The 26,084-nt window shown below is 60.2% G+C and carries 12 protein-coding genes and 3 pseudogenes; 7 read left to right on the plus strand and 8 right to left on the minus strand.

From position 1 onward, the window contains the following. The 8 genes and pseudogenes from glgB to FH061_RS10995 all read right to left on the minus strand — a co-directional run bounded on the left by glgB (position 1) and on the right by FH061_RS10995 (position 19,464). Entirely contained in the window at positions 1-2,262 is a 2,262-nt protein-coding gene (glgB, locus tag FH061_RS10965) for a 1,4-alpha-glucan branching protein GlgB (RefSeq protein ID WP_151635870.1), read from the minus strand. Beyond that, complete coding sequence (gene treS, locus FH061_RS10970) at positions 2,255-5,623, minus strand: maltose alpha-D-glucosyltransferase (RefSeq protein ID WP_151635871.1); 3,369 nt, start codon at positions 5,621-5,623, stop codon at positions 2,255-2,257. Before treS ends, glgB begins: the two co-directional genes overlap by 8 nt. Positions 5,624-5,625: 2 nt before the next feature. Beyond that, the gene (locus FH061_RS10975; protein ID WP_225984602.1) at positions 5,626-8,958 is read right to left on the minus strand and encodes an alpha-1,4-glucan--maltose-1-phosphate maltosyltransferase; all 3,333 of its coding nucleotides are present in this window, start codon (positions 8,956-8,958) and stop codon (positions 5,626-5,628) included. A gap of 427 nt (positions 8,959-9,385) precedes the next feature. After that, positions 9,386-15,577, minus strand: a complete 6,192-nt coding sequence (locus FH061_RS10980) for an AAA family ATPase (RefSeq protein ID WP_151635873.1) — start codon at positions 15,575-15,577, stop codon at positions 9,386-9,388. A gap of 106 nt (positions 15,578-15,683) precedes the next feature. Then, positions 15,684-16,418, minus strand: a pseudogene (locus tag FH061_RS30940) (sensor histidine kinase); the annotation flags it as partial. 87 nt (positions 16,419-16,505) lie between these two features. Further along, positions 16,506-16,865: pseudogene (locus FH061_RS30945) on the minus strand (response regulator); the annotation flags it as partial. A gap of 54 nt (positions 16,866-16,919) precedes the next feature. After that, complete coding sequence (locus FH061_RS10990; RefSeq protein WP_151635875.1) at positions 16,920-17,366, minus strand: response regulator; 447 nt, start codon at positions 17,364-17,366, stop codon at positions 16,920-16,922. Between the two features lie 232 nt (positions 17,367-17,598). Further along, on the minus strand, positions 17,599-19,464 hold the full coding sequence (locus tag FH061_RS10995) for a putative bifunctional diguanylate cyclase/phosphodiesterase (RefSeq protein WP_192805005.1): 1,866 nt from the start codon (positions 19,462-19,464) through the stop codon (positions 17,599-17,601). Between the two features lie 280 nt (positions 19,465-19,744). Between FH061_RS10995 and FH061_RS30390 the strand changes: the two genes are divergently transcribed. From FH061_RS30390 to FH061_RS11020, 7 genes and pseudogenes are all read left to right on the plus strand, one after another. Then, positions 19,745-19,912 carry a hypothetical protein gene (locus FH061_RS30390; protein ID WP_192805006.1) on the plus strand — a complete coding sequence of 56 codons (168 nt, stop codon included), beginning with the start codon at positions 19,745-19,747 and terminating at the stop codon, positions 19,910-19,912. Positions 19,913-20,264: 352 nt separating this feature from the next. Then, entirely contained in the window at positions 20,265-21,557 is a 1,293-nt protein-coding gene (locus FH061_RS11000) for a hypothetical protein (RefSeq protein ID WP_151635877.1), read from the plus strand. 343 nt (positions 21,558-21,900) lie between these two features. Next, a complete protein-coding gene (locus FH061_RS11005) occupies positions 21,901-23,451 on the plus strand; it encodes an alpha-amylase family glycosyl hydrolase (protein ID WP_151635878.1) in 1,551 nt (516 codons plus the stop codon). A 436-nt stretch (positions 23,452-23,887) separates the two neighbouring features. Continuing rightward, positions 23,888-24,205, plus strand: a pseudogene (locus tag FH061_RS11010) (IS3 family transposase); the annotation flags it as partial. Positions 24,206-24,635: 430 nt separating this feature from the next. Beyond that, complete coding sequence (locus tag FH061_RS11015) at positions 24,636-25,061, plus strand: hypothetical protein (protein ID WP_151635879.1); 426 nt, start codon at positions 24,636-24,638, stop codon at positions 25,059-25,061. After that, the gene (locus FH061_RS30395; protein ID WP_192805007.1) at positions 25,058-25,234 is read left to right on the plus strand and encodes a hypothetical protein; all 177 of its coding nucleotides are present in this window, start codon (positions 25,058-25,060) and stop codon (positions 25,232-25,234) included. The genes FH061_RS11015 and FH061_RS30395 overlap by 4 nt, the downstream gene beginning before the upstream one ends. Positions 25,235-25,495: 261 nt before the next feature. After that, positions 25,496-25,999, plus strand: a complete 504-nt coding sequence (locus FH061_RS11020) for an IS6 family transposase (RefSeq protein WP_404822445.1) — start codon at positions 25,496-25,498, stop codon at positions 25,997-25,999. The last annotated feature ends 85 nt before the right edge of the window (positions 26,000-26,084 follow it).

A 26,084-nucleotide genomic window follows, 5' to 3' on the forward strand; every position in this document is an offset into this window, starting at 1 on the left:
TCAGACAAGAGGCTGGGCCGGCTTGAGCATCAGCACCGACATCGGCGGCAGCGTCAGCACCAGCGACTGCGGCTGGCCGTGCCGTCCTTCGCTGTCGCTGCGCACTTCGCCGTTGCTCATGCCGGTGCCGCCGTAGACCTGGTTGTCGGTGTTGAGAATCTCGCGCCAGGCCACCTGGCCCGATGATCCGCCCGGCACGCCGATGCGGTAGTTTTCCCGCGCCACCGGCGTCATGTTCATCACCACCAGCAGCGGCGCATCGCCGTCACTGCCCTTGCGCAGGTAGGCGAAAACGCTGTTGGCGCTGTCGTCGCCGATCACCCAGGCAAAGCCTTCATGGCTCGTATCCTTGCGGTGCAGCGCGGGTTCTCCCGCATACAGCCGGTTGAGGTCGCGCACCAGGCGCTGTATGCCGCGATGGCCGGGCACGTCGAGCAGGTTCCAGTCGGGCGAGCCGTCATGGTTCCATTCGGTGTGCTGGGCAATTTCGCAGCCCATGAACAGCAGCTTCTTGCCGGGATGGGTCCACATGAAGCCGAGGTAGGCGCGCAGGTTGGCCAGCTTCTGGTGCACGTCGCCCGGCATCTTGTTGAGCAGCGAGCCCTTGCCGTGCACCACCTCGTCATGCGAGATCGGCAGCACGAAGCGTTCGGAGAATGCGTAGATCAGGCCGAAGGTCATGTCGTGGTGGTGATGCTGCCGGTAGACCGGGTCGTAGCTCATGTAGCGCAGCGTGTCGTGCATCCAGCCCATGTTCCACTTGTGGGTGAAACCGAGGCCGCCTTCCGACACCGGCGCCGACACGCCCGGCCAGGCGGTTGATTCTTCCGCGATCACCATCGCGCCGGGGCAGCGCTCGGCCACCGTCTGGTTGAGGTTGCGCAGGAAGTCGACCGCTTCCAGGTTTTCGCGGCCGCCGTACTTGTTGGGAACCCATTCGCCGGCCTTGCGGCTGTAATCGCGGTAGAGCATGGACGCCACCGCATCCACGCGCAGGCCGTCGACATGGAAATGCTCCAGCCATTCCAGTGCGCTGGCGATGAGGAAGCCGCACACTTCATTGCGGCCGAGGTTGTAGATCAGGGTGTTCCAGTCCTGGTGGTAGCCTTCGCGCGGGTCCTGGTGCTCGTAGAGCGCGGTGCCGTCGAAGCGCACCAGGCCGTGCGCATCCGACGGAAAGTGCGCCGGCACCCAGTCGAGAATGACGCCGATGCCGGCCGCATGGCAGCGGTCGACGAAGGAAGCGAAACCGGCCGGCGTGCCGAAGCGGGCCGAGGGCGCGAACTGGCCCAGCGGCTGGTAGCCCCAGGAACCGCCGAAGGGATGTTCCATGATGGGCAGGAATTCGACATGGGTGAAGCCCATGCCGGCCACATACGGAATCAGGCGGTCGCCGAGTTCATGCCAGTTCAGGCTGCGGCCGTCCTCTTCAAGGATGCGCAGCCAGGAGCCGGCATGCACTTCATACACCGACAGCGGCGCGTCGAGCGCATGGCGCTTGCCGCGCGACGCCATCCAGGCATCGTCGGTCCAGCGGAACGGCACGTCCGAAGCCACCAGCGACACCGTCGACGGCGGCAGTTCTGTGGCGCGCGCGACCGGATCGGCCTTGAGCGGCAGCACATTGCCGTCGGCGCCGACGATCTCGTACTGGTAGCGGGTGCCGCTGCCGAGGCGCGGAACGAACAGTTCCCAGACGCCGGCCTCGACGCGATGGCGCATCGGATGGCGGCGGCCGTCCCACTGGTTGAAGTCGCCCACCACCGAGACGCGGCGCGCATTCGGCGCCCACACGGCGAAGCGGGTGCCGGCGATGCCGTCCACCGTCATCGGGTTGGCGCCGAGGCAGCGTCCGAGTTCGAGATGGCGTCCCTCGGCGAGAAGGTGAATGTCCAGGTCGCCCAGCAGCAGGCCGAAGCGGTAAGGATCCTCGGTGTACTGCACGAAATCGCCGCCTCCCGGGGTCGGCCAGGTAATGCGCAGCAGATAGTCCTGGTTCTGGCCCAGGTTGCCGCCGCTGACGAACAGTCCGGACTGGTTGACGTTGTAGAGCGATTCGATCAGCCGCCCGCCGGCGTCGTTGCCCGGCATGCGTTCGACCAGGTCCACCGCCCGCGCGCCCGGCTGGAAGGTGCGCACCACCGCGCGTTCGCCGGCCGGATGCCTGCCGAAAAAGGAAAACGGGTCGGACAGCCGGCCATGCAGCACGGCGTCCAGGGTTTTCGGATCGATTTCCATCATGTCTTCGGTACGCTCAGCCATGCGACTGTTCTCCTTCTGTCCCGCCCAGCAATTCATCGACAATCTTGGCCATGCCGTTGACCGGGACCGAGACCCAGGTCGGACGGTTGGCCGCTTCATAGCAGACCTCATAGGCCGCCTTTTCCAGCACGAACAGCTGCAGCAGGCCGCGCTCGGCGTCTTCCGATGCCTTGAATGCGCCGGTATAGGCGGTTTCGCGGTAAGCCTTCATGAAGGCCTCCTGGCTGTTCGGCGCATAGTCGCGGATGATCTGCTGCTTGCGCACTTCCTCGGCTTCGTTGAGGTCGGTCGGACCGCTGCGTCCGGCGAAGGCCGCCGCATAGTCGAAGGAGCGGATCAGGCCGGCGACGTCGCGCATCGGGCTCATCTTGTCGCGCCGCATGTGCAGCGGCTTGGCCGGCTCGCCCTCGAAATCGACGATGAACACATCGCCCTGGGCCACCAGCACCTGGCCGAGATGGAAATCGCCATGGATGCGGGTGCGCAGCGTGCCGACGCCGGCGGCGGCGAGCGCATCGAGCTTGCCCAGCAGCGCCTCGCGCTGGCCGATCAGGCGTTCGACGCGGCGGCCCTCGGCCTCGCTGCTCCACTGCGTCTGGCCGCGCAGGACATCGAAGGCGGCTTCCAGCTGCCGGCGCGCGCCTTCCGCCCAGGCCCTAGCATCCTCTTCCGTGGCGGGCTGGGGCGCAAAGTCGGGATTGTCGGTCGGCGTGGCCAGGGCGGCGTGCATTTCGCCGAGGCGGCGGCCGAGATTGGTCGCCAGGCCCACCAGCTCTTCATGCGGATCGGAGATCTCGGTGCTCATGTCGGGCGCCGCCGCTTCCGGCACCGTGGTCTGCTGCATCGCCCGCGACAGCGTGTCGAGCGTCCACTGCCAGGCATCGCCCTGGTTGTCGATGAACTGCTGCAGCAGGATCATCGTGTAGGGCGTGCCGTCGGCCGCGTGGCGCGTCACCTCGCCCAGCATCGCCGGCATGTTGGCAAAGCCGAGCATGGTCAGGTAACGGCCCATCTCGGCTTCCGGATGGATGCCGGGCGCGATGTGGCGGATCACCTTGAGCACGATCTTGTCCTCGATGATCAGCGAGCTGTTGGACTGCTCCGCCGACAGCCGCCGGATCGCCGGTTCCGGGCTGGTCTCGATCTTCTGCAGCGCATCGGTCGGAATGAAGCGCACCTCGCCGTCATCGGAAGGAATGGTGGTGTTTTCGCGCATCAGCTCGACCAGCACATAGGCGAAGGAATCGAGCACGAAGGCATCGGTCAGCAGGCCGACATTGCGGCCGCGACGCACCCGGGCCAGCGCCAGCTGCTGCGGCAGCGCGGTGACGATGTCTTCCTCGCGGATGAAGCCGAAGGGCATCAGGTAGCGTTCGGTGCCGCTGGCGGTGGTGGTTTCCAGTTCTGCCAGCATGGTCGGCATCACGTTGGGCCGCGAGTGCGGCGCCGGCAGGCGCGTGGCCAGCACGATGCGCACCGACTGCAGCGCTTCCTGCTTGGCCGCATACCAGCGCCGCTTCGGCAGGTAGGCCGGCAGGATGTCCTTTTCCAGCACGCCGCGGCGCGGCGGCTCCAGCAGTTCGGTGATGGCGTGGCGCAGCACCAGCGTCTGCAGTTCCGGCAGCGGCTCCGGCGCGGGCGTATGCCAGGTCGGCATGCGGGTTTCGGCGGCCAGCAGGAACCAGTAGAAGCCGTAGGGCGGCAGCGTGAGCAGGTAAGGCAGCTGCCCGATCGGCGGGAAGGCCGAGCCGCCGACCATTTCCAGCGGCACCCGGCCCGCGTAGGCCGACAGGTCGAGCTCCACCGCCTGCGCCGAGCGCGACACGTTGGCCACGCACAGGATGGTTTCGATATTGTCGTCCTTGCCGTGCTCGCGCAGGTAGGCCAGGATGCGGCGGTTGGTCGGATACAGCATGGTCAGCGAACCGCGGCTGAAGGCGCAGTGCTGCTTGCGCACCGCCAGCATGCGGCGCGTCCAGTTCAGCATCGAATACGGATCGGCCGACTGCGCTTCCACGTTCACCGCCTGGAAGCCGTACAGCGGGTCCATGATGGGCGGCAGCACCAGCCTGGCGGGATCGGCGCGCGAGAAGCCGCCGTTGCGGTCGGAAGTCCATTGCATCGGCGTGCGCACGCCGTCGCGGTCGCCGAGGTGGATGTTGTCGCCCATGCCGATCTCGTCGCCGTAGTAGATGATCGGCGTGCCGGGCATCGACAGCAGGAAGCTGTTGAGCAGTTCGGTGCGGCGGCGGTCGCGCTCCAGCAGCGGCGACAGCCGACGGCGGATGCCGAGATTGATGCGGGCGCGCTTTTCCGACGCATAGTAGTTCCAGAGATAGTCGCGCTCCTTGTCGGTCACCATTTCCAGCGTCAGCTCGTCGTGGTTGCGCAGGAAGATGGCCCACTGGCAGTCGGGCGGAATCTCGGGCGTCTGGCGCAGGATGTCGGAAATCGGAAAACGGTCTTCCTGCGCCAGCGCCATGTACATGCGCGGCATCAGCGGGAAGTGGAAGGCCATGTGGCATTCGTCGTTGTCGCCGAAGTACTGCTGCACGTCTTCCGGCCACATGTTGGCCTCGGCCAGCAGCATGCGCCCCGGATAGCTGCGGTCGACCTCGGCGCGGATCTGCTTGAGGATGGCATGCGTTTCGGCCAGGTTTTCATTGCTGGTGCCTTCGCGCTCGATCAGGTAGGGCACCGCGTCCAGCCGCAGGCCGTCGACGCCGAGGTCGAGCCAGAACTCCATCACGCTCAGCACCGCCTTCAGGACTTGCGGATTGTCAAAGTTCAGGTCCGGCTGGTGCGAGTAGAAGCGGTGCCAGAAGAAGGCGTTGGCCACCGGGTCCCAGGTCCAGTTGGATTTTTCGGTGTCGCAGAAAATGATGCGGGTGCCGGCATAGGCCTCGTCGGTATCGGACCAGACATAGAAGTTGCGCTGCGCCGACCCCGGCTTGGCCTTACGCGCGCGCTGGAACCACGGATGCTGGTCGGAGGTATGGTTGATGACCAGTTCGGTAATGACCCGCAGGCCGCGCCGGTGCGCCTCGGCGATGAAACGCCTGGCGTCGGCCATGCTGCCGTAGTCGGGATGCACGCCCTTGTATTCGGCGATGTCGTAGCCGTCGTCGCGGCGCGGCGAGGGATAGAACGGCAGCAGCCAGATGGTGTTGACGCCGAGGTCCGCGATGTAGTCGAGCTTGTCGATCAGTCCGGCGAAGTCGCCGATGCCGTCGTTGTTGGAATCGAAGAAGGACTTCACGTGCAGCTGATAGACGATGGCGTCCTTGTACCAGTGCGGATCGTCGCTGAAGTTGAAGTCCGTTTGCGGAGCTGTTTTTCTCGGTGTACTGCGGCGATCCATATTCAGGCTCCATTGTGGCCGGTGTTGCCGGCGTTGTGACCAGTGTGTCCGGTGTGGCGAACGCGCCAGATGGCGTATGGGCAAACGAAGGGGTCGAGCCGCAGCGACTGGTGCTTGCCGCGCCAGCCGAAGCGGCTGCCGTTGACCAGATCCTCGACCTCCAGCACGCCGTCGTCCGGCACGCCGAACTCCCACAGCGGCAATTCCAGCGTCGCTTCATGCGCATTGAAGGGATCGAGATTGACAGCGACCATGACCACGTTGTCGCCGAAGCGTTCACAGCTGTCGGCCGGCGGCGTGGTCTTGATATAGAACAGGATATTGTCGTTCGATGCCGGCAGGAAGCGGATGTTGAGATGCGTCTGCAGTGCGGGGTTCTCTTTCCGTATCCTGTTGAGCAAGGTGATTTCCTGGATGATGTTGCCGGGCCGCTGCCAGTCCCAGGCGCGGATCTCGTATTTTTCCGAATCCAGATATTCTTCCTTGCCCGGGACCGGCGCGGCTTCACATAACTCAAACCCGCTGTACATTCCCCACAATCCGGACAGCGTGGTGGCCAGCGCGGTGCGGATCAGGAAGCCGGGACGGCCGCTTTTCTGCAGGAACACCGGGTTGATGTCGGGCGTGTTGACGAAAAAGTGCGGCCGGAAGAATTCCTTGACCGGGCTCTGGCTGAGCTCGGTCATGTATTCGGTAAATTCTTCCTTGGTATGGCGCCAGGTGAAATAGGTGTACGACTGCGAATAGCCGACCTTGGCCAGCCGGTACATCATCTTCGGCCGGGTGAACGCTTCCGACAGGAAGATGGTGTCGGGATGGCGGGCGCGCACCTCGCCGATCATCCATTCCCAGAACGGCAGCGGCTTGGTATGCGGATTGTCCACCCGGAACACCTTGACCCCTTCATTGACCCAGAACAGCACCACGTCGCGCAGCGCGGTCCACAAGCCGGGAATCGCGCCTTTCGCATAGAAATCGACGTTGACGATGTCCTGGTACTTCTTCGGCGGATTTTCCGCATAGCGGATGCTGCCGTCCGGCCGCCAGGCGAACCAGTCGGGATGCTCCTTGAGCCAGGGATGGTCCGGCGAGCACTGGATGGCGAAGTCCAGCGCCAGCTCCAGCCCATGCCTTGCGGCCTCGTCGCGCAGGCGACGGAAGTCTTCCAGCGTGCCGAGCTGCGGATGGATCGCATCATGGCCGCCCTCTTCCGAACCGATCGCATACGGGCTGCCCGGATCGTCCGGCCCCGGCGTCAGGCTGTTGTTGCGGCCCTTGCGGTGCTTGCGGCCGATCGGATGGATGGGCGGGAAGTACAGCGTGTCGAAGCCCATGGCCTGGATGGCCGGCAGGCGCTTGATGACGTCATCGAAGCTGCCGTGGCGGGCCGGGTCGCCGCTCTGCGAGCGCGGGAACAGTTCATACCAGCTGGAAAAGCGCGCGGCAGTGCGTTCGACATCGATGCGCAGCGGCTGCTCGCTGCGCACCGCGAACGGCCTGGCGTCGGCCAGCCGCATGGCGTCGGCGGTGGGCTCCGACAGCAGCGCGGTGACGCGCTCGGCATCGCTGGCCGCATTCTTCAGGCTGCCGGCCAGCGCCTTCAGGTAAGCGAAGCTGGAGATGCCGCGGGACTCGGCATGGTCGGCCGCGGCCTGCACCAGCAGGCGTCCCTCTTCCAGCTCCAGGCTGACGTTCAGTCCGGCGCTCGTCTTCTTTTCCAGTTCGTCGCGGTAGGTGGCGAACACATCCTTCCAGGCTTCGACCGCAAACTCGTAGCGGCCGATGCGTGTCAGCGGCAGGGGCGCGGCCCAGCGGTCGTTGGACAGGAAGTGCATGCGGGTTTCCTGCCAGTCCGCCTGGTCGGCGGTGCGCCACAGCAGCGCCACCGCCAGCTTGTCGTGGCCGTCGACAAACACGTCGGCCTCGACGTCGACCACTTCGCCCACGGTGCGCTTGACCGGGAAGCGGCCGTCATCGCAGGCGGGAGAGATCGCTTCGATCGCAATGCGGGGCGATGCGGCCGCCTTCACCGCATCCTGGCCCGCCTGCGGCGACACGATGGGCGGCAGGCGGCGGGTCAGGAACAGCTGGAAGCCGGCCGCTTCCAGCGCCACCGCCGGCGATTCCGACTCCTTGCCGCTGCGGACTTCGGTGGTCCGTCGATCGCTGTCGCGCAAGCCTTCGCTATCTTGCATGCGCTCCCTGCGCTCGACCGGCGCGGGCCAGATCTTGCGGCCGCGCACGAAACCGCCGGCGCGCTCGAGCAACTGGCCTTCGCTGACCGCGCAGGCGCGCATGGGATCGGAATTGGCGACGATCAGCAAGGCTTCGTCGCCGTCGGGCGATGCGCTTTCCCGCAGCAACACCGCGATGCCCGACTCCGCCGTGCTCATCATGCGCAGCCCGCCGCGATGGAAGCGCGCCCCGCTCTCGGCGATGAAGGCATTGGCTTCACGCAAGTCCGCGCTCAGATCGATGCCGGCTTGCTGCTCCCCCTGCCCTGCCAGGCCGGAGGTGCCCGCTTCAAAGCCCTGCGGCACCAGGATGCCGTCGCCGGTGGCGGCGGCCAGGCGCAGCGCGCGCAGGTAGATGCGGCGGCGCGCCTCGGGCTCCTCGTTGCCGGCCAGCCTTGCAATGACCGCTTCGTTCGGACTGTCGGGAAAGGCGATCGGCGGTGCGATGCGCTGCAGCCTCGCATGCTCCTCCATCAGCCAGCGCGCGCGGAAATCCCACCATGCGCCCGAGGAGAAGGTGGCATCGAAACCGCATCCGGCCAGGGCATCCATCTGCTGCGGCGTGCAGCCTGGCGTCCATGCCAGGAAACGCAGCTCGGGACGGCGAGCCTTCACCGCCCCGATCATGCATGACCACAGTGCGGCGGGCGGCTCCCCGACCGAAGTGCAGCGGAAACCGGAGATGCCGGCCGTGGCCCAGGCTTCCAGGCGCTGCTGCCAGTAGCCGCAGATACTGTCGAAGGCGGCCTTGTCGCCATAACGCGGCACCCGCCTGACTTCCTGCAGGGGATCGCGGCGCGGGTCGGGCAGGTCATTGTTGTCGTCGCGCCGCTCGAACCAGTCGGCATGACTTTCCACCACGACAGGATCGCCGCCGATGCTGCCGACATCGAGATCGAGCAGCAGCTTCAGCTTGTGGCGGCCGGCCGCCTGCACCGTGCCGCGCAGCACATGATCGTCGATCGGTTCACCCGCATCCCGCACCAGCAGAACATGATCGAAGCCCATTGCCGCGCATCGCTCAAGTTCGCTGTTGAGTTCACTGGTCGCTCCAGCATGCCTCATGCTGATGGAATAGATTCTCGGCAGAAAGGGCATCATTGTCGGCATCGTCGTCACTGCATCCTCTGAATGAAAAAAGCGCCGTCTTCCCATGCGGAATGGCCGAATGGAAAGTGGTCGGGAAAAATCTTTTCAAATAGAGCATCCAAACTGACAATTTGTTCGCGGGCCGAAACGCAGAAATCGCAAGCTTGGATGGTATTGACGAAGAATAAGGTGACGCGGCCTTCCGCTGCGGCGGGTTGGGGCTTGTCAAATCAGAGGCTTGGGGTACCAGCGCAGAGAGACAGGGAAACGTCGATGGGCATTGCATTCCTGAAACAATGGTGTTCTTTCCGGCTGCTTGCATCGTCTTCGCCTGGAGCGTTTTCGCCCTGACCCGCCTATGGCCTGTTCACACTTCACTTGGGGTGCGAGGGCACCGTAGGGGTTGCAGGGCCAGGCACGACGACGCGTCGTAGCGTTGCTACTGACCGGTTTTCTTCTCTGAAAGACAGCGTTCCACCATGCTCAACAGGGCTCTGGACTGGTATCCGTGCGCCAGCACGAGCAGCTGGCTGACAAACGGAAGATAGGTCGCGTCGCGCTCGGCCAAGCTGTTTGCCCAGCGCACGATGGCCTTCATGTTTCCTAGCCGGGCCAGGCCATGCAGGATGTTCATTTCCTCTTCCGGCGGCGTCAGTAACGCCACCGTCGGCTGCCGTTCCGGCGATCGGGCTTGCGACGATCCATATGTCCAGTTGAGCTTCAAAAGGTCGGCGAGCTGCGTCAAAAGCTGTCCCAGGTGAATCGGTTTGGACAGAAATGCATTGGCTCCGGCCAGCAGGCAATTCGTTTCATCGCTGCCAGAAGCGCTGGCCGAAATCGCAATGATGGGCACGTCCTTGACGGCTGGCAGTTGCCGCAGCCGGCGGGTGGCTTCCAAGCCATCCATCTCCGGCATTACCCTGTCCATCAGGATCAGTGCCGGGCGCAGAACTTGTGCTTTCTCCACGCCATCGCAGCCGTTCTCCGCCGCCACCATCTCGAAGCCCAGCGGACTCAGCATGTCGATCAGCATTGCGCGATTCTCTGCGATATCGTCCACCACCAGCACCTTTTTGCGCGGCCCTTCATAGCCGGTCACGACCAGCTCGGCCGGCAACGCCGCCGGCTCGGCCACCAATACCGGCACTTCCAGTTCGAACCAGAAGGTACTGCCCTCGCCAGCACGGCTGTCGACCCGGATCTCGCTGTCCATCAAGCGCACGATCTCACGGCTGATCGCCAAACCCAGACCCGTCCCCCCGAATCGCCGCCGCATTTCGCCCGCCTGCTCGAAGGGCTGGAAAATCGTTTTCATTTCCTCTTCCCTGATGCCGATGCCGGTATCGTGCACTTCGAAGCGCAATCGGCCGGAAGACAGGCAACGCACCCGCAGCGTCACCTGGCCACAATCGGTGAACTTGATCGCGTTGGCCAGCAGGTTCAGCAATACCTGCCGCAGCAGGCGCGCGTCGACCCGTATTCCATTGGGCAGGTCCGGGGCGATGTCGCTGATGAATTGCAGCCCTTTTTGTGTCGCCTTGACGTTGATTATCTGGGTAATGACATACAAGAAATCCGTCAGCCGGATGTCGGAGGGATTGAGTGAAAGCTTGCCGGCTTCGATCTTTGCAATGTCCAGGATATCGTTGATCAAGGTCAGCAGATGCTCTCCGCTTTGCCGGATCACATCCACGCCGGCGACCTGCCGCGCGTTCAGCGTTGTGTCTTGCCGCAATATCTGCGCATAACCCAGAACGCCGTTCAACGGCGTGCGCAGTTCATGACTGATGTTGGCCAGAAAGGTGCTCTTGGCCCGATTGGCTGCATCGGCCGCTTGCCGCGCCGCCTGTTCCGTCTCCGCGCGTTTGCGCTCGGTCAGGTCAAGTACAAAGGCGACACCGTTTTCCTGCGAACCTTCCAGCAAGGCAGCACCAATCAGCACCGGGAGACGCTTGTCGTCCTTGCGGACAAATTCCTTTTCATAGGGCGAACAGGCGCCGCTACTCCGCAGTTCCTCGATTGCCCGCGCATCTGCGGCCAGGTGTTCCGGCGGTGTCATCTGCGCCCATCGAACCCGACCGCATAGCAAATCTTCCCTGCCGTAACCGGTCAGGTGGAGAAAGGCATCGTTGGCCTCGCTGATTCCGCCATGCAGATCCCAGAAAAAAATGCCGATAATATTGGATTCCATCAGGCGGCGGATGCGTGCCTCGCGCTCCCGCAAGATTTCCTCCATTCGCTTGCGCTCGCTGTTTTCCTGCCGGAGATCGTTATAAAGCAGCGCATTCTCCAGCGAGATCGCGGCTTGCGCGGCCAGTAATTCCAGCACCGTCACGCGTTGCGGCGTGAACGCATGCGTAAGAAGCGTGTTCTCCAGATACAGCAGACCGGTCAGCGTGCCTTGCCGGACGATCGGAATGCACAATACCGATTTCGGCTGGTGCCGGAGCAGGTACGGATCGGTGGAAAATGGATGCGGTTCGGCTGCATCGGCCAAGAGCACTTGCGTGCGGCTGCGCCGCACGTAATTGAGAATCCCCGATGGCAAATCCAATTCCGGCGCCATCGGCGCGAGGTGCAGCTGCACCTGCACTTCCTGCTGCGTCACGCCGGCCCGGGCCGCAAGCATCATGTCGTCGCCGCGGACAAGGATCAATGCGCCGGTTTGCGCGCCCGCATTTTCAAGCATGATGCGTAGCAGCGTGTCGATCAGCTCGTCCAGCACGATCTGGCCGGAGATCGCTTGTGAGGCTTTGGCGACCGACAGCACATCCAATTGCGCCACGCCGTCCAGCGATGCCGCGGAGGGTAAGGCCAACTGCGCGCGCAGATGCGGATAACGCTCGTCGAGTTGTGCAAGCTTGCCATCGCCCCCCCAACGCACAAAGCAGTTGCGCGCTTCATGCAGATAGGTATCGGCGATTTTCTGAAACCCGCGCATCCGGTAAAACGCCGACGCCAATTCATAAGCGATTCCCTGGTTGTGCACGAAGCCGTTTTCGCGGGCCGATTGAATGGCTTGCTCATACAACTGCATGGCTTCGACAGCTTTCCCGTCGATGCGCGCCACCTCGGCGGCGACGAGTGCGTGCTTGTCGAAGAAGGTGGCGGAAGCATTCTCCGCCCATTCCTGCAGCTGCGCGCAATGCATGGACAGTTGGGTACGCAATGCACCACGGCGTGCCGGCGGCAGATTCTCGCAGATTGCCGTGATCGTCAGCGCCGCGTAGTAATGGTAGTCCAGCAGTTGAAGAGTGCCCTCCGAAGACCATAACAGGTCCTTCGCTTTTTCCGCTGCCGAGATCGCCGCTTCGTAGTCGCCTGCCATGAAGCGAATCTGCAGCTTGACGATCCAGTACCAGCAAACCATCGTCGCCATGCGACTCTCGCCCAGCCGCGCCTCGAATGCCGCTTCATCGAAGCTGCCCTGGTCGGTCTGCAAGGTCCGCCCGCGCATGCTCTGGATGAAGTGTTGCTGGCTCACGATGATATTCGTGACGTCACGATACTCGACCTTGCGGGCAAAGCCGGCACCCATCTCCGATTCGCGCCATACCTCGTCAAGCTGATCGCCGCGCGCCAGGAGGGCCGTGAGAAGGCAGTTGCAGCTGTAGCACGCGTAGGCGAGGTCTCCGCTTTCAATGCCGGAGCGGAAGGTCATGCGGAAGAAATCAATCGTTGCCTTCAGGGGCTGCGTCCACACGGTAACATGACCCATCGCCAGATAAAGCTTCGCCTTGTTGGCGACAAGGCCGCGCTTTTCACCGAGATTCATTGCGAGCTTGCCGAACCGGTAGCCGTCCGCATAGCGATGGAAGACCGGACCGAGAAACATGCCCAGCCATGCATAACCGTTAGCCGATGCGCCGGCTATGCCGTGCTTCAACGTCAGATTCGCCATATGAACGAGATGTAACTGGACCAAATTGTTGTCGGTAAAAAACGCAGGGCCGAACAAGGATGACAGCATATTCATGGCGGCCAACATTTCCGGATCGGTCATCACAGGCAGGTCGAGCAGGCTTTCGATCGAGCGTTCGCCCATGTTCTGCCAGAACCTGTCGTACTCGGTTTGCACCTGCTCCCGACTCGGATGCGCCGACAGCTCGATACCGAACAGGCGCAGTCCCTCAATCACATTATCGATCGCGCGCGGACCTTCGGACTTGACTTCACATATCTGCATCTGCAGGTGATACACGGAGGCTTTATCGATGGCCGATACCGCCTGTGGCAGCAGTTCGGGAATGATGCGCTCGGCGGTTTCAATGTTATTGTTCAAAAACTCGCAGGTGGCGCGTTCCAGCCAGAGGTTGAACGTCAATTCATAGCGGCTGCGCCAGAACTCCTCATCCAGCAGGGCCATGCCGGCCGCAAGATAGACGCATGCCGACGGATAGGCCGTTGATGCCTTGGCTCTCCTGCCAGCCCGTAGATTAAGCTCCGCCACCTGCGCTTTCTCGTTAGGGTCGACAAGCAGCGCGCCGCCGTGGTTGAGCTGATTCACGACATCAAAAATCTGTTCATCCAAATCATCGGCTGCCAGACCCTTCATGAGTAAGCGGCCAATGTGCAGATGCATTTCATCGCGGCGCATTTCCGGAATAAGCAGGTAGGCCGCCTGCTGGATGCGGTCGTGCAGAAACTTGGCGCTGCCCTTGTTGTAAATGAGCAGTCCCTCCTGTACGGCGGGAGCGAGACGTTCCTTGACGTCCGGATTACCGCTGGCCAGAACGAGACTGTGCAGATCGAACTTGTTCCCGAGGCAAGCTGCCAATTGCAGTACGTCCTGGGTATGCACGGGAAGTTTCCGCAGTTTTCTCACCATAAGATCGACGACGTTGTCGGCAAAATCCCTGGCCTCGATTTTTCCCAGATCCCATTTCCAGACACAGTCTGTCATGTCATGCCAAAACAAGCCGTCCTGGTGCAATGAAGCAAGGAATTGCGTGAAGAAAAACGGATTGCCTTCGGTTCTTTTGAAGACCTGATGCGTGAGTGCTTCGCTGGCGTTCCTTTCTACATGGAGCGTGTCCGCGACAAGCTGGTTCAAGTGCGTTACCGAAAGCGGAGCGAGCTTGATGTCGATGACTGATGCGCCGCTGTTGCGGATGGACTCGACGCTGGTCATCAGAGGGTGGTCCGCGTCCACCTCGTTGTCACGGTAGGCGCCGATCAGCAACAGGTAGCGGGTGTCGGCATGCGAAAGGATGTGCTCGATGAGCATAATGCTCGGGCCGTCGATCCACTGAAGGTCATCAAGGAAGAGCACGAGTGGATGTTCTCTGCGTGTAAATACGCCCAGAAATTGCCGGAATACCGTGCGGAACCTGTGCTGCGCCTCAACCGGGGGCAAATCCGGCACCGCTGATTGCCGGCCCATGATGACTTCCATCTGCGGCAGGACATTGATGATCAACTGGCCATTCGTGCCGACCGCTTCCTGGATGTCATGGCGCCAACCGGCGATGCTCGCTTCGCTTTCGGCAAGAAGTTGTTGCACCATCGCCCGGAACGCCTGGGTTAACGTGGCGTACGGAATGTCGCGCATGTACTGGTCGAACTTGCCCGAAATGAAATAACCGTGCTCGGCCACGATCGACTTGTGCACTTCGTGGACCAGCGAGGATTTCCCGACGCCCGAGTATCCGGATATCGTCACGAGTGCGGCTCGTCCCGTCGCCGCCATGCCGTCGAATGCGGCGCGGAGCAGCGCGATCTCATGATCGCGTCCGTAAAGCCTGGATGGAATCTGAAAGCGCTCCGAGGCATCGGCCTCTCCCAACGGGAACGATTCGACGCATCCGGATGCGTGCCATTGCGCAATACAGCGCTCGATATCGTGTCGCAGGCCATGTGCGCTTTGATAGCGTTCTTCCGGAAGCTTGGCGAGCAGTTTCATCACGATGTCCGATACCGGCTGTGGCACTGCGGGTGCGATATCGCGCGGCGCTGGCGGAGTGCGCGCAATGTGGCAATGCGCCCACTCCAGGGGATCGCTGGCGGCAAACGGCAAGCGGCCGGTCAGCATCCGGTAGAGGGTTATTCCCAGAGAATAAAAATCGGTCCGGCAATCCAGTGGTCGATTCATGCGCCCGGTCTGCTCCGGCGACATGTAAGCCCAGTCGCCGGCATGCAGGGTGCGCTGCCCCGGCGAGGCAGCGTCTTCACCTTGTGCGATCGCAAGGGCCAGATCCATTATCCGAGGCTGGTTTTCGGGCGTGACCATGATGTTGAGAGGCCGGATATCCTGATGGATGATCCGGGCCGCGTGGAGACCCGCCAAGGCGCGGCTCAAGTGGCTGGCGATGGTCAGGCTTGCCGCCACTGCCATAGGGCGCCCGCTCGCGAGAACGGTTTCGAGCGACTCGCCTGCGAAATTCTCCATCACCATCGCCAGACAATCCCGTTCCTCGATGAGCGATATCGGCTTGGCGATCTCCGCCACGTTCAGGGACTGGAGCAGTAGATACTCTCGTCTGAACCTGGCTGTCCTGACTGAACTTGTGTCTTGAGGGTCGAGCAGTTTCAAGATGACCTGCAATCCGTCCTTCAAGCCAAGAGCCCGGCCGAGAGTGGACCCGGTCGTGGTGCAAATACTGTCAACTATCTGATAGGTCGAAAGTTTCATTTGCTATGCCGCAGTTCTTTTCAAACGATGCAGATGTCTCTCCGATTCAACGGACCGGCGCGGTCGATTTCGTGATAGACCGGTACGCTACGAATTGGGATATGCATCACCGGCGTCCCACCTTCGGCAAGGTGAACTTGAATACCGAACCCTGTCCTATTTCGGATTCCACCCAAATGCGGCCATGATGATGGTCGACGATCCGCTTGCAAAGCGCAAGACCGATACCGGTGCCGGGATACTTTGCGCGGCTATGCAAGCGCTGGAACATCACAAAGATACGCTCGAAATATTCGGGCGCGATGCCAATGCCGTTATCGCGGACAGACACGCACCACGCGTTTCCGGCATCTTCGGCGTCGATACGGATGACCTGAGACCCGTCTTCGCTGAATTTGATGGCATTGGCAATCAGGTTCTGAAATAACTGCGTAAGTTGCGTTTCGTCCCCCATCACGGTAGGAAGATTGCCGCAGACAACCTTGGCGCCGGACTCCTCAATTGCAGTCCCAAGATAACGAAGTGCATCGCTGACGATATCGGCGCACGACGTCGGTTGCAACGCCCTGGCGCGCGAACCGAGGCGCGAGTACGCCAGCAGATCATCGATCAGCGTCTGCATTCGCTTGGCGCCATCGACGGCAAATGCGATGAACTCGTTGGCGTCGGCATCGATCCTGTCCTTATAACGCTGCTCCAGCAACTGCAGGTAGCTGGTAATCATGCGTAGCGGCTCCTGAAGATCATGCGACGCGACATAGGCCAGTTGTTCAAGCTCGGCATTGGAGCGGGCCAGTTCTTCAGTCCGACATGCCAGAACTTCCTCCGCCGCGCTGCGGGCCGCGTTCTCCTGCTGCAAAAGCCGGTTCTGCGTCACCATCATGCGCTGCATGGTCTGAAGCGACAGGTGCGCATTCACGCGCGCGAGGACTTCTTCCACATGGAAGGGTTTGGTGATGTAATCGACACCACCGACTTCATATGCTGTCACCTTGTCGCTGATGTCGGCCAGTGCGGTCATGAAAATGACAGGGATATCCCTGGTTTCCTGAAAGGTCTTGAGGCGGCGGCATGTCTCGAAACCGTCGATGCCCGGCATCATGATGTCCAGCAGGATGAGGTCCGGCTTGGCGAAACGGGCGCGTTCGATGGATTCCTCTCCGTTCTGCGCAACGATGATCTCCAAACCATTGGCGCAGAGGTGCTCGGCGAGCACCGCAATATTGGCCGCCGTATCGTCAACGACCAGGACAACATGCCTTATCGACGGATCAGGGAGGCAATACATTGCACGTTTCTCGCTTCGTGGTGATGACAGCTGCAGTAGCGCCGGTTTGCTTCCTTACTTTGGGGGAAGCGTCACGACCGTCAGCCAGAACTCCTTAATCGTCCGAACAACCGTCGTGAATTGATTGAAATCAACCGGCTTGGTGATATAGCAGTTTGCATGAAGGTTATATGCGCGCAGAACGTCTTCCTCCGCCGACGAGGTCGTCAGAACAACCACGGGAACAGACTTGAGAGAATCGTTCGACTTAATTTCGGCAAGGACTTCACGACCATTCTTGCGTGGAAGATTCAGGTCGAGCAAGATCAGGTCCGGGCGGGGCGCATTTTCGAATGGAGGACGCTTATACAGGAAATCCAGTGCCAGAACGCCATCCTCAATGACATGCAAGGTGTTGGTGATCTTCGCATCCTTCAGTGCTTCGCGGGTCAGCCGCACGTCGCCAGGACTATCTTCTACCAGCAAAATCTCGATCGGGTGGAGGGGCTTTAACACAGCCATGGTCAACCTCTTTGCCATGCGGATGGCGTCCCAGCGGCGTCATCATCTTGCCAACTATATTACCTGTCTAAATCGGAGTTGTCGCCTTAGGCTGTTTGATAGGCTGAAATTCGGTCCGGATCCGCGTCTGCGGCGCTCGATGTACGTCCGTACGCGCGCTCCCGCTCCTCAACGCAAGGCGCTTCCGAACCGCGCGTGTCATGAAGTTGACGCAGACGATTTTGACAGAACCTCAGGGAATGTGATTATCCTGATAAGGGCGGATCTGGCTGACGTCGATACAATAACCCCGGTTGTTCAGCAGTAGTTCAAAATCGTTGCTGGACACAGCCTTGCTATAGAAAAAACCTTGGGCCGATGAACAGCCATGTGCTTGAAGAAAGCTGACCTGCTCGACTGTTTCGACACCTTCCGCCAGTACCTTAAGACCTAGACTATGGGCCATCGAAATGATGGCGGCGACCAGTGCCGTGGCATTTTGGTCGGTGTTAATCTTGCGCACGAATGATTGATCGATCTTAACCGTATTCACCGGGAAGAGCATAAGGTAAGCCAGGCTTGAATATCCTGTCCCGAAGTCGTCTACCGCCAACTGTATGCCGAATTCGCTTAACGCCTGGAGAGCAGTGAGGTTGTCGTCATTACGCTCGAGAAAGACACCTTCGGTAATTTCCAGGTCAACATGAGTGGGTGGCACCCCGGCCTCTACAATTATCGTCTTGATAATCTCATGGAAGCCGGGCTGGTAGAACTGTCGCGGCGACAAGTTTACCGCAACATGCATCCCGATATGTCCCGCTTCATGCCATCGCTTGAGTTCGCTGCACGCCTGACGAAGCGTCCACTCGCCGATCGACAGAATCAAGCCGGTTTCTTCCGCGATGGCGATGAACGGCCCGCAGGAAATCGGATTCTTGCCTGGCTGTCTCCAGCGCAACAGCGCTTCAGCGGAAAATATCACGCCGTGGGCAAGATCCACCTGCGGTTGATAGTGCAGTTCAAGTTCATCATGCGCAAGCGCAAAACGCAGCCGCTGCTCCAACTCCACACGCCGCTGAACCGCGTCGTTCAAAGCGGCGGTAAAGAACTGATAGTTACGCCGCCCATTGCTTTTAGCGTGATACATGGCCGTATCGGCCGCACGCATCAATGCGTCCACCGTCACACCGTCCTGCGGGTATGTGCTTATGCCAATGCTTGCGCTGACATGCATCTGGCAGGCATCAACATCAAAGGGCACGACAAGTGCTTCCTGAATTTTCTGCGCGACAGATGTGACGCTGGTGTTTCCAGGCAGCTTGGGCAAACACAGGACGAATTCGTCACCGCCAAACCGGGCCAGGCTGTCACATTCGCGCAGGCATCCTTGTAACCTTGCAGCAACCGCTTTGAGCAGCCGGTCGCCCATGTGGTGCCCAAATGAATCGTTGATGTGCTTGAAGTTATCGAGATCGATAAAGAGGACGGCTACTTGTGACGTGTTCCGCCTTGCGTGCGCAATGGCCTGTCTGAGCCGGTCTTGCAGGAGGACGCGATTGGGCAATCCGGTTAATGCATCATGGTGAGCCAGGTAAAGGACGTTTTCTTCGGCCAGCTTGCGTTCCGCGATTTCCGACTTCAGCGCAGCGAAAGCATTCGCCAGTTCAGCCGTGCGCTCCTGAACACGATTCTCAAGTTCTGCGTGCGCTTGCCGCAGCGATTCCTCAGCCCGGCTGCGTTCCATCGCATAGCGGATGGAACGGGCAAGCAAGGCGCTATCCACATGCCCTTTTATTAAATAGTCCTGAGCGCCTAACTGAACCGCCTGCAGCGCAACAGCTTCGTCGGATAATCCGCTGAGTACCACCAGGGGAGGCATGCTGGTCAACTGGGCCCGCACCAGCGCCATTGTCTGCAAACCACTGCTTTCAGGCAAACCAAGATCGAGTAAAAGCACGTCGACTTGATTGTTCCTGAGATAGTTAAGACCGCTATTTAACGTGTCATGCCAAGTCAGCTGAAATACCATGTTCCCCGCTGCAGCCAACATGAGCGAGATCAAACGAGCGTCGCCACTATTGTCCTCTATCAGCAGGACATGGATGCATTTTTTGTCCATTACACCAATTCCTGCGGTCGAACGTCCGCTGATAGTGTTGTCTCTCTTCGCTAGATTATTTGCTGGCACGACCATTCTAGGAATTTTAAATTTTTAACGCAAGCGGTCTTTTTTGCATGTTCTTCTATCAATGCATTCCGTATCGCACCGGTGTTGCTGCATGCGCCCGCAGAAGCCGCGGTATCGCCGAGGGCGGAAGCGGAAGGCAATCAAGCGATTTTGATGAAAACCGGAACGCATTTCATCAACGGCGTCGAGACAGGGGCACGGACCGCGCGCGATGAACAACGGCGCTGTGATGTTCAATGCAGCGATCCCGACGTGTAATGACACGCTTGAGCTTGTTAAGCCTGAAGAATCTTCTTTCGCTTCTCCATCATCTTCAGTAACGACGAAGAATGCAGCTATCCCGGAAAGCGGGATTGGTGGTGAAGCAAATGCTCAATGAAGAAAACCGGCGGAAGCCGTCGTACCGGTCACGCCGCCGATTCGGCAATCCAGGCAGCGGGAGCCACTTATCCCTGCAAGTTCACTGTGTCGAGCGAGAACGGCTCCATGCGTATGCGGCGAACCAGGACCATGCCCGGAGCTCGTGGCGGCCGCACGCTTGGAACGTTCAAAGCCACCGTTCAGGGCGATGACTATAGGGCAGCCATGGCCCATAGCCCTGCTTTCCAGGTCATGCGCCATGGAAGCAAGGCATCTCGCAATGCCTCATGCAGCGTGTCCCGCACAGTGGCATGAGATGACGCAAAGTTCCATTGCGAAGCGACTGTTCCAGTGCCGGTCCCGAGACCAGCATGCCGGCGAAGGAATCGGAATGCGTGCCCGAATATTTCAGGGAACCGTTAAAGACCGGATGCTACTCATTAATGAAGTGCGATGAGAGCTTCAATAAGGCGGTTGGCGACACTGCTGAACACCAGGAGCCTCTGCCAAGTCTGGGAGGGAAAATGCAGATCTTTAACAACAGAATACCGGGCAACATGTCGGCGTCGTCGTCGACGAATGCTTCGTCTTCCAGTTCCTCCCACTCCAACATGTCAACGTCATCGTTGGCCAGTAGCTCGACCTCCAATACTTCCCCTTCACAGGCTTCGACCAGCTCGCTTCCTCCCGGGCTGAATGAGGCAGGCCGGGCCGCCCGGTCTTCGCACTTGCGCAGTCTCGGGGGCGGACTGGCGAACAAGTTGCATAAATTGTTCAAGTCCAACCATTCTCATCAAACCCAGCATGGCGCGCCGGCGTCTGCCGCCGACATGATGGCGTCGGCGGGCAGGCTTTTACACGAAGCGAACGTTGGCGCTTACAAGAAATTCTGCGAGCATGAAGCAGGCATTCATCAGGCTCTGGACGCATGGAGCAAGGATTCCGGAACGCTGCACGAAGTGCTGGGTCCCTATATCAAGCCGGCGAACAAAAGGCAGGGGAAAGCGGATACCGACGGCTTGCGCGCCGGCGTAACGGCGTTGTTAAAAGGGATAGACAATGACGCCAACGCGTCTTCCGATTTGAAGGCGGCTGCGAGCATATTGAATGAAACGATCATCTTCAAAGCCTTCGATGAGAAAGGCAAGCTGGCAAGCTTCACTCTTGGGAATTTTGCGGCGCCCGATCAAAACGGCATCGGCAAGATTGATGACCTGAATCTTTCGCCGGAAGACAGGAAGGCGATTACTCAGCGCCTGAACACCGCGCTCGCCGAATTGCGCTCCCTCGGCAAGGCTTACGCCGACGGGCAACAGCTTGCTCCGCCACGACTCCTGGACGATCACAGCTATGTTTTCGCCAGCCAGCGAAATGACACTCGACCGGCGCCTACGTCATCGCCTCTTGGCCCTCAAACCAGCGGTGCCGACCTGCGAAGGCAAAACGCCATGCGCAGGCCTCAAGGCCCGCGCCCTCCCGGACCGAATGGAAAACCGGGCACGCAGCCCCGGAGCGACACCGCACCTTTACAACCGGGTCCGACCGGGATCAAGGGAGGCCAGCCGCATGTGGCGATCCCCGAGCACAAGGTGAGACGTCCGCCGTCGATCTATGGAGATCATGTGGCTCCTGCAACAGTCGCACCGCGTCCTGGAAAAAAGTGATTTCCGGAGAAGGGCCCGGGAGCCCGCCTTTAGCCAACGACGCTCAGCCATACCAATTATTTCGCCTGCGACGCGTGTGGCCCGGCTTATCAATGCGGCTACCGCTTGCCGGAGCTTGTCATTCTGGATTGCAAAATGACCACCTCAGTTGCAGCCGAGGAACAAAACATGCCCATCTTGCATATAGGACATTGCAGATTTCCGGAAGTCAACGGATAGTAATGCTTAACCCGTTGACTGGCGGTCGCTGGCATGCATGGCAAATGCCCGGCCGATCCGGTCCGCCGCCGGCCCCGCGGCCGGAATGGATTGCACGTCGACCCAAAGCGCTTATGAGAGTGTCATGATCATTTACCAGGTATATCCCCGCAGCTTCCAGGATTCCAACAACGACGGCATCGGCGACCTGAGCGGCATCGAACAGAAGCTTCCCTACATCAAGAGCCTTGGCGTCGATGCGGTCTGGATCAGCCCCTTCTTCAAGTCGCCGATGAAGGATTTCGGCTATGACGTGTCGGACTACCGCGCGGTCGATCCCATCTTCGGCACCATGGATGATTTCAAGAGCCTGATGAAGCGTGCCAAGGCGCTCGGTCTGGGCATCATCGTCGACATGGTGATTTCGCATACGTCGGAAGAACATGCCTGGTTCAAGCAGAGCCGCGCCAGGGAAAACAACAAGTCCGATTGGTATCTGTGGGCCGATCCGAAACCCGACGGCAGCCCGCCGAACAACTGGGTCTCGGTATTCGGCGGCCCGGCCTGGCGCTGGGACGCGGAACGCCGCCAGTATTATTTCCATTCCTTCTTTTCCAGCCAGCCCGATCTCAACATGCACAATCCCGATGTGCAGGCCGCGGTACTGAAGGAAATGGACTACTGGCTGGACATGGGCGTGTCGGGCTTCCGGTTCGACGCCTGCAATCATATTTTTCAAGACCAGCTGCTGCGCAACAATCCGCCGCGCCAGGACACCAGCGCCGCGCTGCATCCCTACGGCTTCCAACTGCATGTCTATGACCAGGCGCGCCCCGAAATGGACGCCTTCCTGGAAAAAATCCGCAAGCTGCTCGATGCCTACGGCGCCTTCAGCCTGGCCGAAGTCGGCGGACATGATGCGCTCAAGCTCATGGGCCAGTACACCAGACCCGGCCGCCTGCATTCGGCCTACAGTTTCGCGCTGATGCAGCCCGACAGCAGCGCGCCCTATGTGCGCAATGTGATCAACACGCTGGAGGAAAGCATCAGGTCGCCCGGCACGCCCTGCTATGCATTGAGCAACCACGACAAGCCGCGCGTGGCAAGCCGCTGGCTCAACGGCCGCGATCCGGAGCAAAACGCCAAGCAGGCGCTGGCACTCCTGTTTGCCATGCGCGGCGACATCTGCCTGTACCAGGGCGAGGAACTCGGCTTGCCCCAGGCCGACGTGCCGTATGAACGCCTGCAGGACCCGTTCGGCAAAACCTTCTGGCCCAAGTTCAAGGGCCGCGACGGCTGCCGCACGCCCATGCCCTGGACCGATGCGCCGCATGGCGGCTTCAGCCAGGCCGAGCCATGGCTGCCGGTCGATCCGGTGCACATTGAAATGAACGTCGACAGGCAGGACGCCGACAAGGAATCCATTCTCAACTTCGCGCGCGAGGTAATCGCGCTGCGCAAGGCGCGGCCGGAGTTCAGCCAGGGAAGCATCACGCTGCTCGACGCGCCTGATGGCGTGCTGGCGTTCTCCCGCAACCATGAGGGTTCGGAGATCGTCTGCCTGTTCAACATGGATGTCGTTGCAAGGACAGTGGCACCGGTTGACGTTGGCACGGTGCTCATGAGCAGGAACATGACTGTCGACGGCCGCACGGTGGCATTGGGCGTGAGCGGCTTCTGCTTCCTGCAGGGTTGAATGAGTCGGGACTGCGCAGGCAGTTGAAGAGCGGGATGCAGCTCAGTGCAGGATCGCGTTCGAACCGGAGGAGATGCAGCACAAGGCGCGTGTGTCTTTCCGGTTCCAACCTTTCGGGCAATTCCTCAATGAACTTACATTCGCTATCATCCATGCTTGTCATGTTGCTGCGCGGTCCGGATTCGCACCTGTCGCCATGACGCAAACTGCTTCCGCCAGTGTCCTACCGCTAGGCTGACCGTACCCCGGAATCGGTACCAGTCCAAGGTGCCCCCTTTCAAGGTCATACTTGACGAGGCTATTCGAGAGCACGCGCAGTAGCGACATGCCGGCCTGCGACAGCGGCTCAGACGCAGCCTTTCTTTGCCGAGGGCTTTGGGCCTCGCGTATGCTTTCGCAGTGACTCAGGATTGGCATGCAGCGCTATTTGCAGCGTGGAGCAGCTCCAGTCAATGCCAAACGGGTCTATCGCATCATGCGTGTTCATGGATTGCTTCTGCAGCGGAGGACCATGCCGGCACGGCCTGAACGCCGGCATGATGGCAAGGTCGCCGTTCCCAATAGCAACCTACGTTGGTGTTCTGACGGCTTTGAGTTCCGGTGCGAGAATGGCGAGCCGCTGCGGTTGACGTTTGCCCTGGACTACCGCGACCGGGAGGCCATGAATTGGGTCGCGACGAGCGGCGGCTATAGCGGCGATGTGGTGCGCGATGTGATGTTGGCTGCTGTGGAAAACCGCTTCGACGAGAACCCATCGCCAATCCAGCGCTCCCCTTATCGTGACTTACTGGCTGTAAAACGGACTGAAGGCGAAGGTGCATGAGCACGCGGCCTTTGCGGGCGATATGCATTGCTGGCCTGGCGATCGGCTGCATTGGATTAAGCTTGATATTTGACCGTTCCTGCTCCGCTCCGATCGAGGCATTTGCTTAAGCGGCCTGCCTTGAGATGGTTTCGATAACTCATTACACGCCCGAAATGGCCAGGCAGCGCTCCACCAGTTGGTTGTTCTGCAGGATGATGAGTGTGCCGCCGTCTGCGATCCAGATAACCTGGTCGCTACATGCTCAAGGACACGCCAGCGCGGATAGGGCGAATCCAAGAGTTTTCATGGACAAGTAAATTTTGCTGCACGAGCTATTGATAATTTGATATTGTTTCCATTCTGACCACATGGAAAGCCAATGACAAAATTCTATAGTGACTTCAACAATGATATGGATGCATTGAATTTGCCGGCACCGGATGCACCGTTTGGAACCGTTCAGTCCGCCACGGCCAATGCGGCGACACTGATCGGCTTGATTAAAAAATTCGGAAAAAAGGTCTCAACTGGAGAAATTGTCAGAGCAGGTACGCGTCTTGAGCAACTCGCGGTCATTGGCGGGATCAGCGCGGCCTACTATGCCGGTGCCGTTATCGGGAGTATCGCAGTGGTGACCGGAAGGACCTTATCCGGCGGAACATCTTTAAGCGACGTACTCATGAGCGCACATCAGTATCGCCTGAACACCGACTGGCTCCCCCAGGTGCTCCGAAAATTCCCGGAAATATATCAAACGAAGCAAAAGAAACGGGATGCCTTTCGACTCCGTACGGCGGCGGCATGAAAGACTCGCTTGCGTTATTAATTACGGCGCTCGTAGCATCCGGATTATCCTGGGCATTCTGGAGCTATTTCGGGACTCACGCCACCGAGATTCTTTCAACGATCTTCATCGTCGCCCTTGGCGCCGACAACGTTCGGCTGCGTCGACAGCTTCGACGACGTAATCAGGAATGAGCGGTCTTGTAGATCAACGATGTCTTAGTCGTTATCAAGAACTCCAGCGCGCCTGCCCGACTACTGGAGTCCTCTTCGTCCCTTCAATCAGCATATTGATGTCTCGCTCGATTTCGGATGGAAGTAGCCAAGCTGTGGAAGCGGCTGGTTCTGTTGCAGTAAGCCGGTTCTGATAGAGTGGCCGGTTTGATTGCGAAAGAATTCCCGGTGAACGACGTATTACGTACAGTGCTCAAGGGCTTGCATTATCCGCTGGAGATCATGCTGACTCGCGTGCGCTGGTGCGTGGCGTATCCGCTGAGCCTGCGCATGGACGAAACGTACATGTTCGTCGGCGGACAATGGAAGTATCCTTATCGCGCCGTCGACCGTGACGGTGCCAAGGTCGACTTCCTGCTCACGGCCAAACGCGATCTGGCAGCCGCACGCCGCTTTCTGGAGCACGCCATCGGCCGGCACGGCTTGCCCGACAAGATTGCCATCGACAAGAGCGGTACCAATACCGCTGCTATCAAAAGTGTTGTGGCTGCTATCGGCATGCCGATTGAGCTACGCCAAGTGAAGTATCTCAACAACCCCGTTGAGCAGGATCAACGGGCCGTCAAGCGCATCATCCGGCCCATGCCCGGATTCCGGTTTTTTCGTTGTGCGCACATTCTGTTGGCCGGAATCGAAACGATGCATAGGATCAAAAAAGGATACCTTGACTGCCCTGGCGGGAAAGTGGCGTGCGCTGCCGGCCACTTCTATTCCCTGGCCGCTTGAACGGCCAATAACCGCACGCCTTATCTCGTACTGGCTCCCTTATTGCAACAGAACTCCATCCTCGAACGGTAGAAAGACTACGACG

The sequence above is a fragment of the Noviherbaspirillum aerium genome (assembly GCF_008929045.1).
GTDB classification, from domain to species: Bacteria; Pseudomonadota; Gammaproteobacteria; order Burkholderiales; family Burkholderiaceae_D; genus Noviherbaspirillum; species Noviherbaspirillum aerium.

Coding starts and splice junctions, on each gene's coding strand:
- FH061_RS10990 (WP_151635875.1), bottom strand. CDS start 17,366: ATGGCTGTGTTAAAGCCCCTCCACCCGATCGAGATTTTGCTGGTAGAA.
- FH061_RS11000 (WP_151635877.1), top strand. CDS start 20,265: ATGCCGGCGAAGGAATCGGAATGCGTGCCCGAATATTTCAGGGAACCG.
- FH061_RS30390 (WP_192805006.1), top strand. CDS start 19,745: ATGAACAACGGCGCTGTGATGTTCAATGCAGCGATCCCGACGTGTAAT.
- FH061_RS10980 (WP_151635873.1), bottom strand. CDS start 15,577: ATGAAACTTTCGACCTATCAGATAGTTGACAGTATTTGCACCACGACC.
- FH061_RS10975 (WP_225984602.1), bottom strand. CDS start 8,958: ATGATGCCCTTTCTGCCGAGAATCTATTCCATCAGCATGAGGCATGCT.
- FH061_RS11005 (WP_151635878.1), top strand. CDS start 21,901: ATGATCATTTACCAGGTATATCCCCGCAGCTTCCAGGATTCCAACAAC.
- FH061_RS10995 (WP_192805005.1), bottom strand. CDS start 19,464: ATGGACAAAAAATGCATCCATGTCCTGCTGATAGAGGACAATAGTGGC.
- FH061_RS11020 (WP_404822445.1), top strand. CDS start 25,496: ATGCTGACTCGCGTGCGCTGGTGCGTGGCGTATCCGCTGAGCCTGCGC.
- FH061_RS11015 (WP_151635879.1), top strand. CDS start 24,636: ATGACAAAATTCTATAGTGACTTCAACAATGATATGGATGCATTGAAT.
- FH061_RS30395 (WP_192805007.1), top strand. CDS start 25,058: ATGAAAGACTCGCTTGCGTTATTAATTACGGCGCTCGTAGCATCCGGA.
- treS (WP_151635871.1), bottom strand. CDS start 5,623: ATGGATCGCCGCAGTACACCGAGAAAAACAGCTCCGCAAACGGACTTC.
- glgB (WP_151635870.1), bottom strand. CDS start 2,262: ATGGCTGAGCGTACCGAAGACATGATGGAAATCGATCCGAAAACCCTG.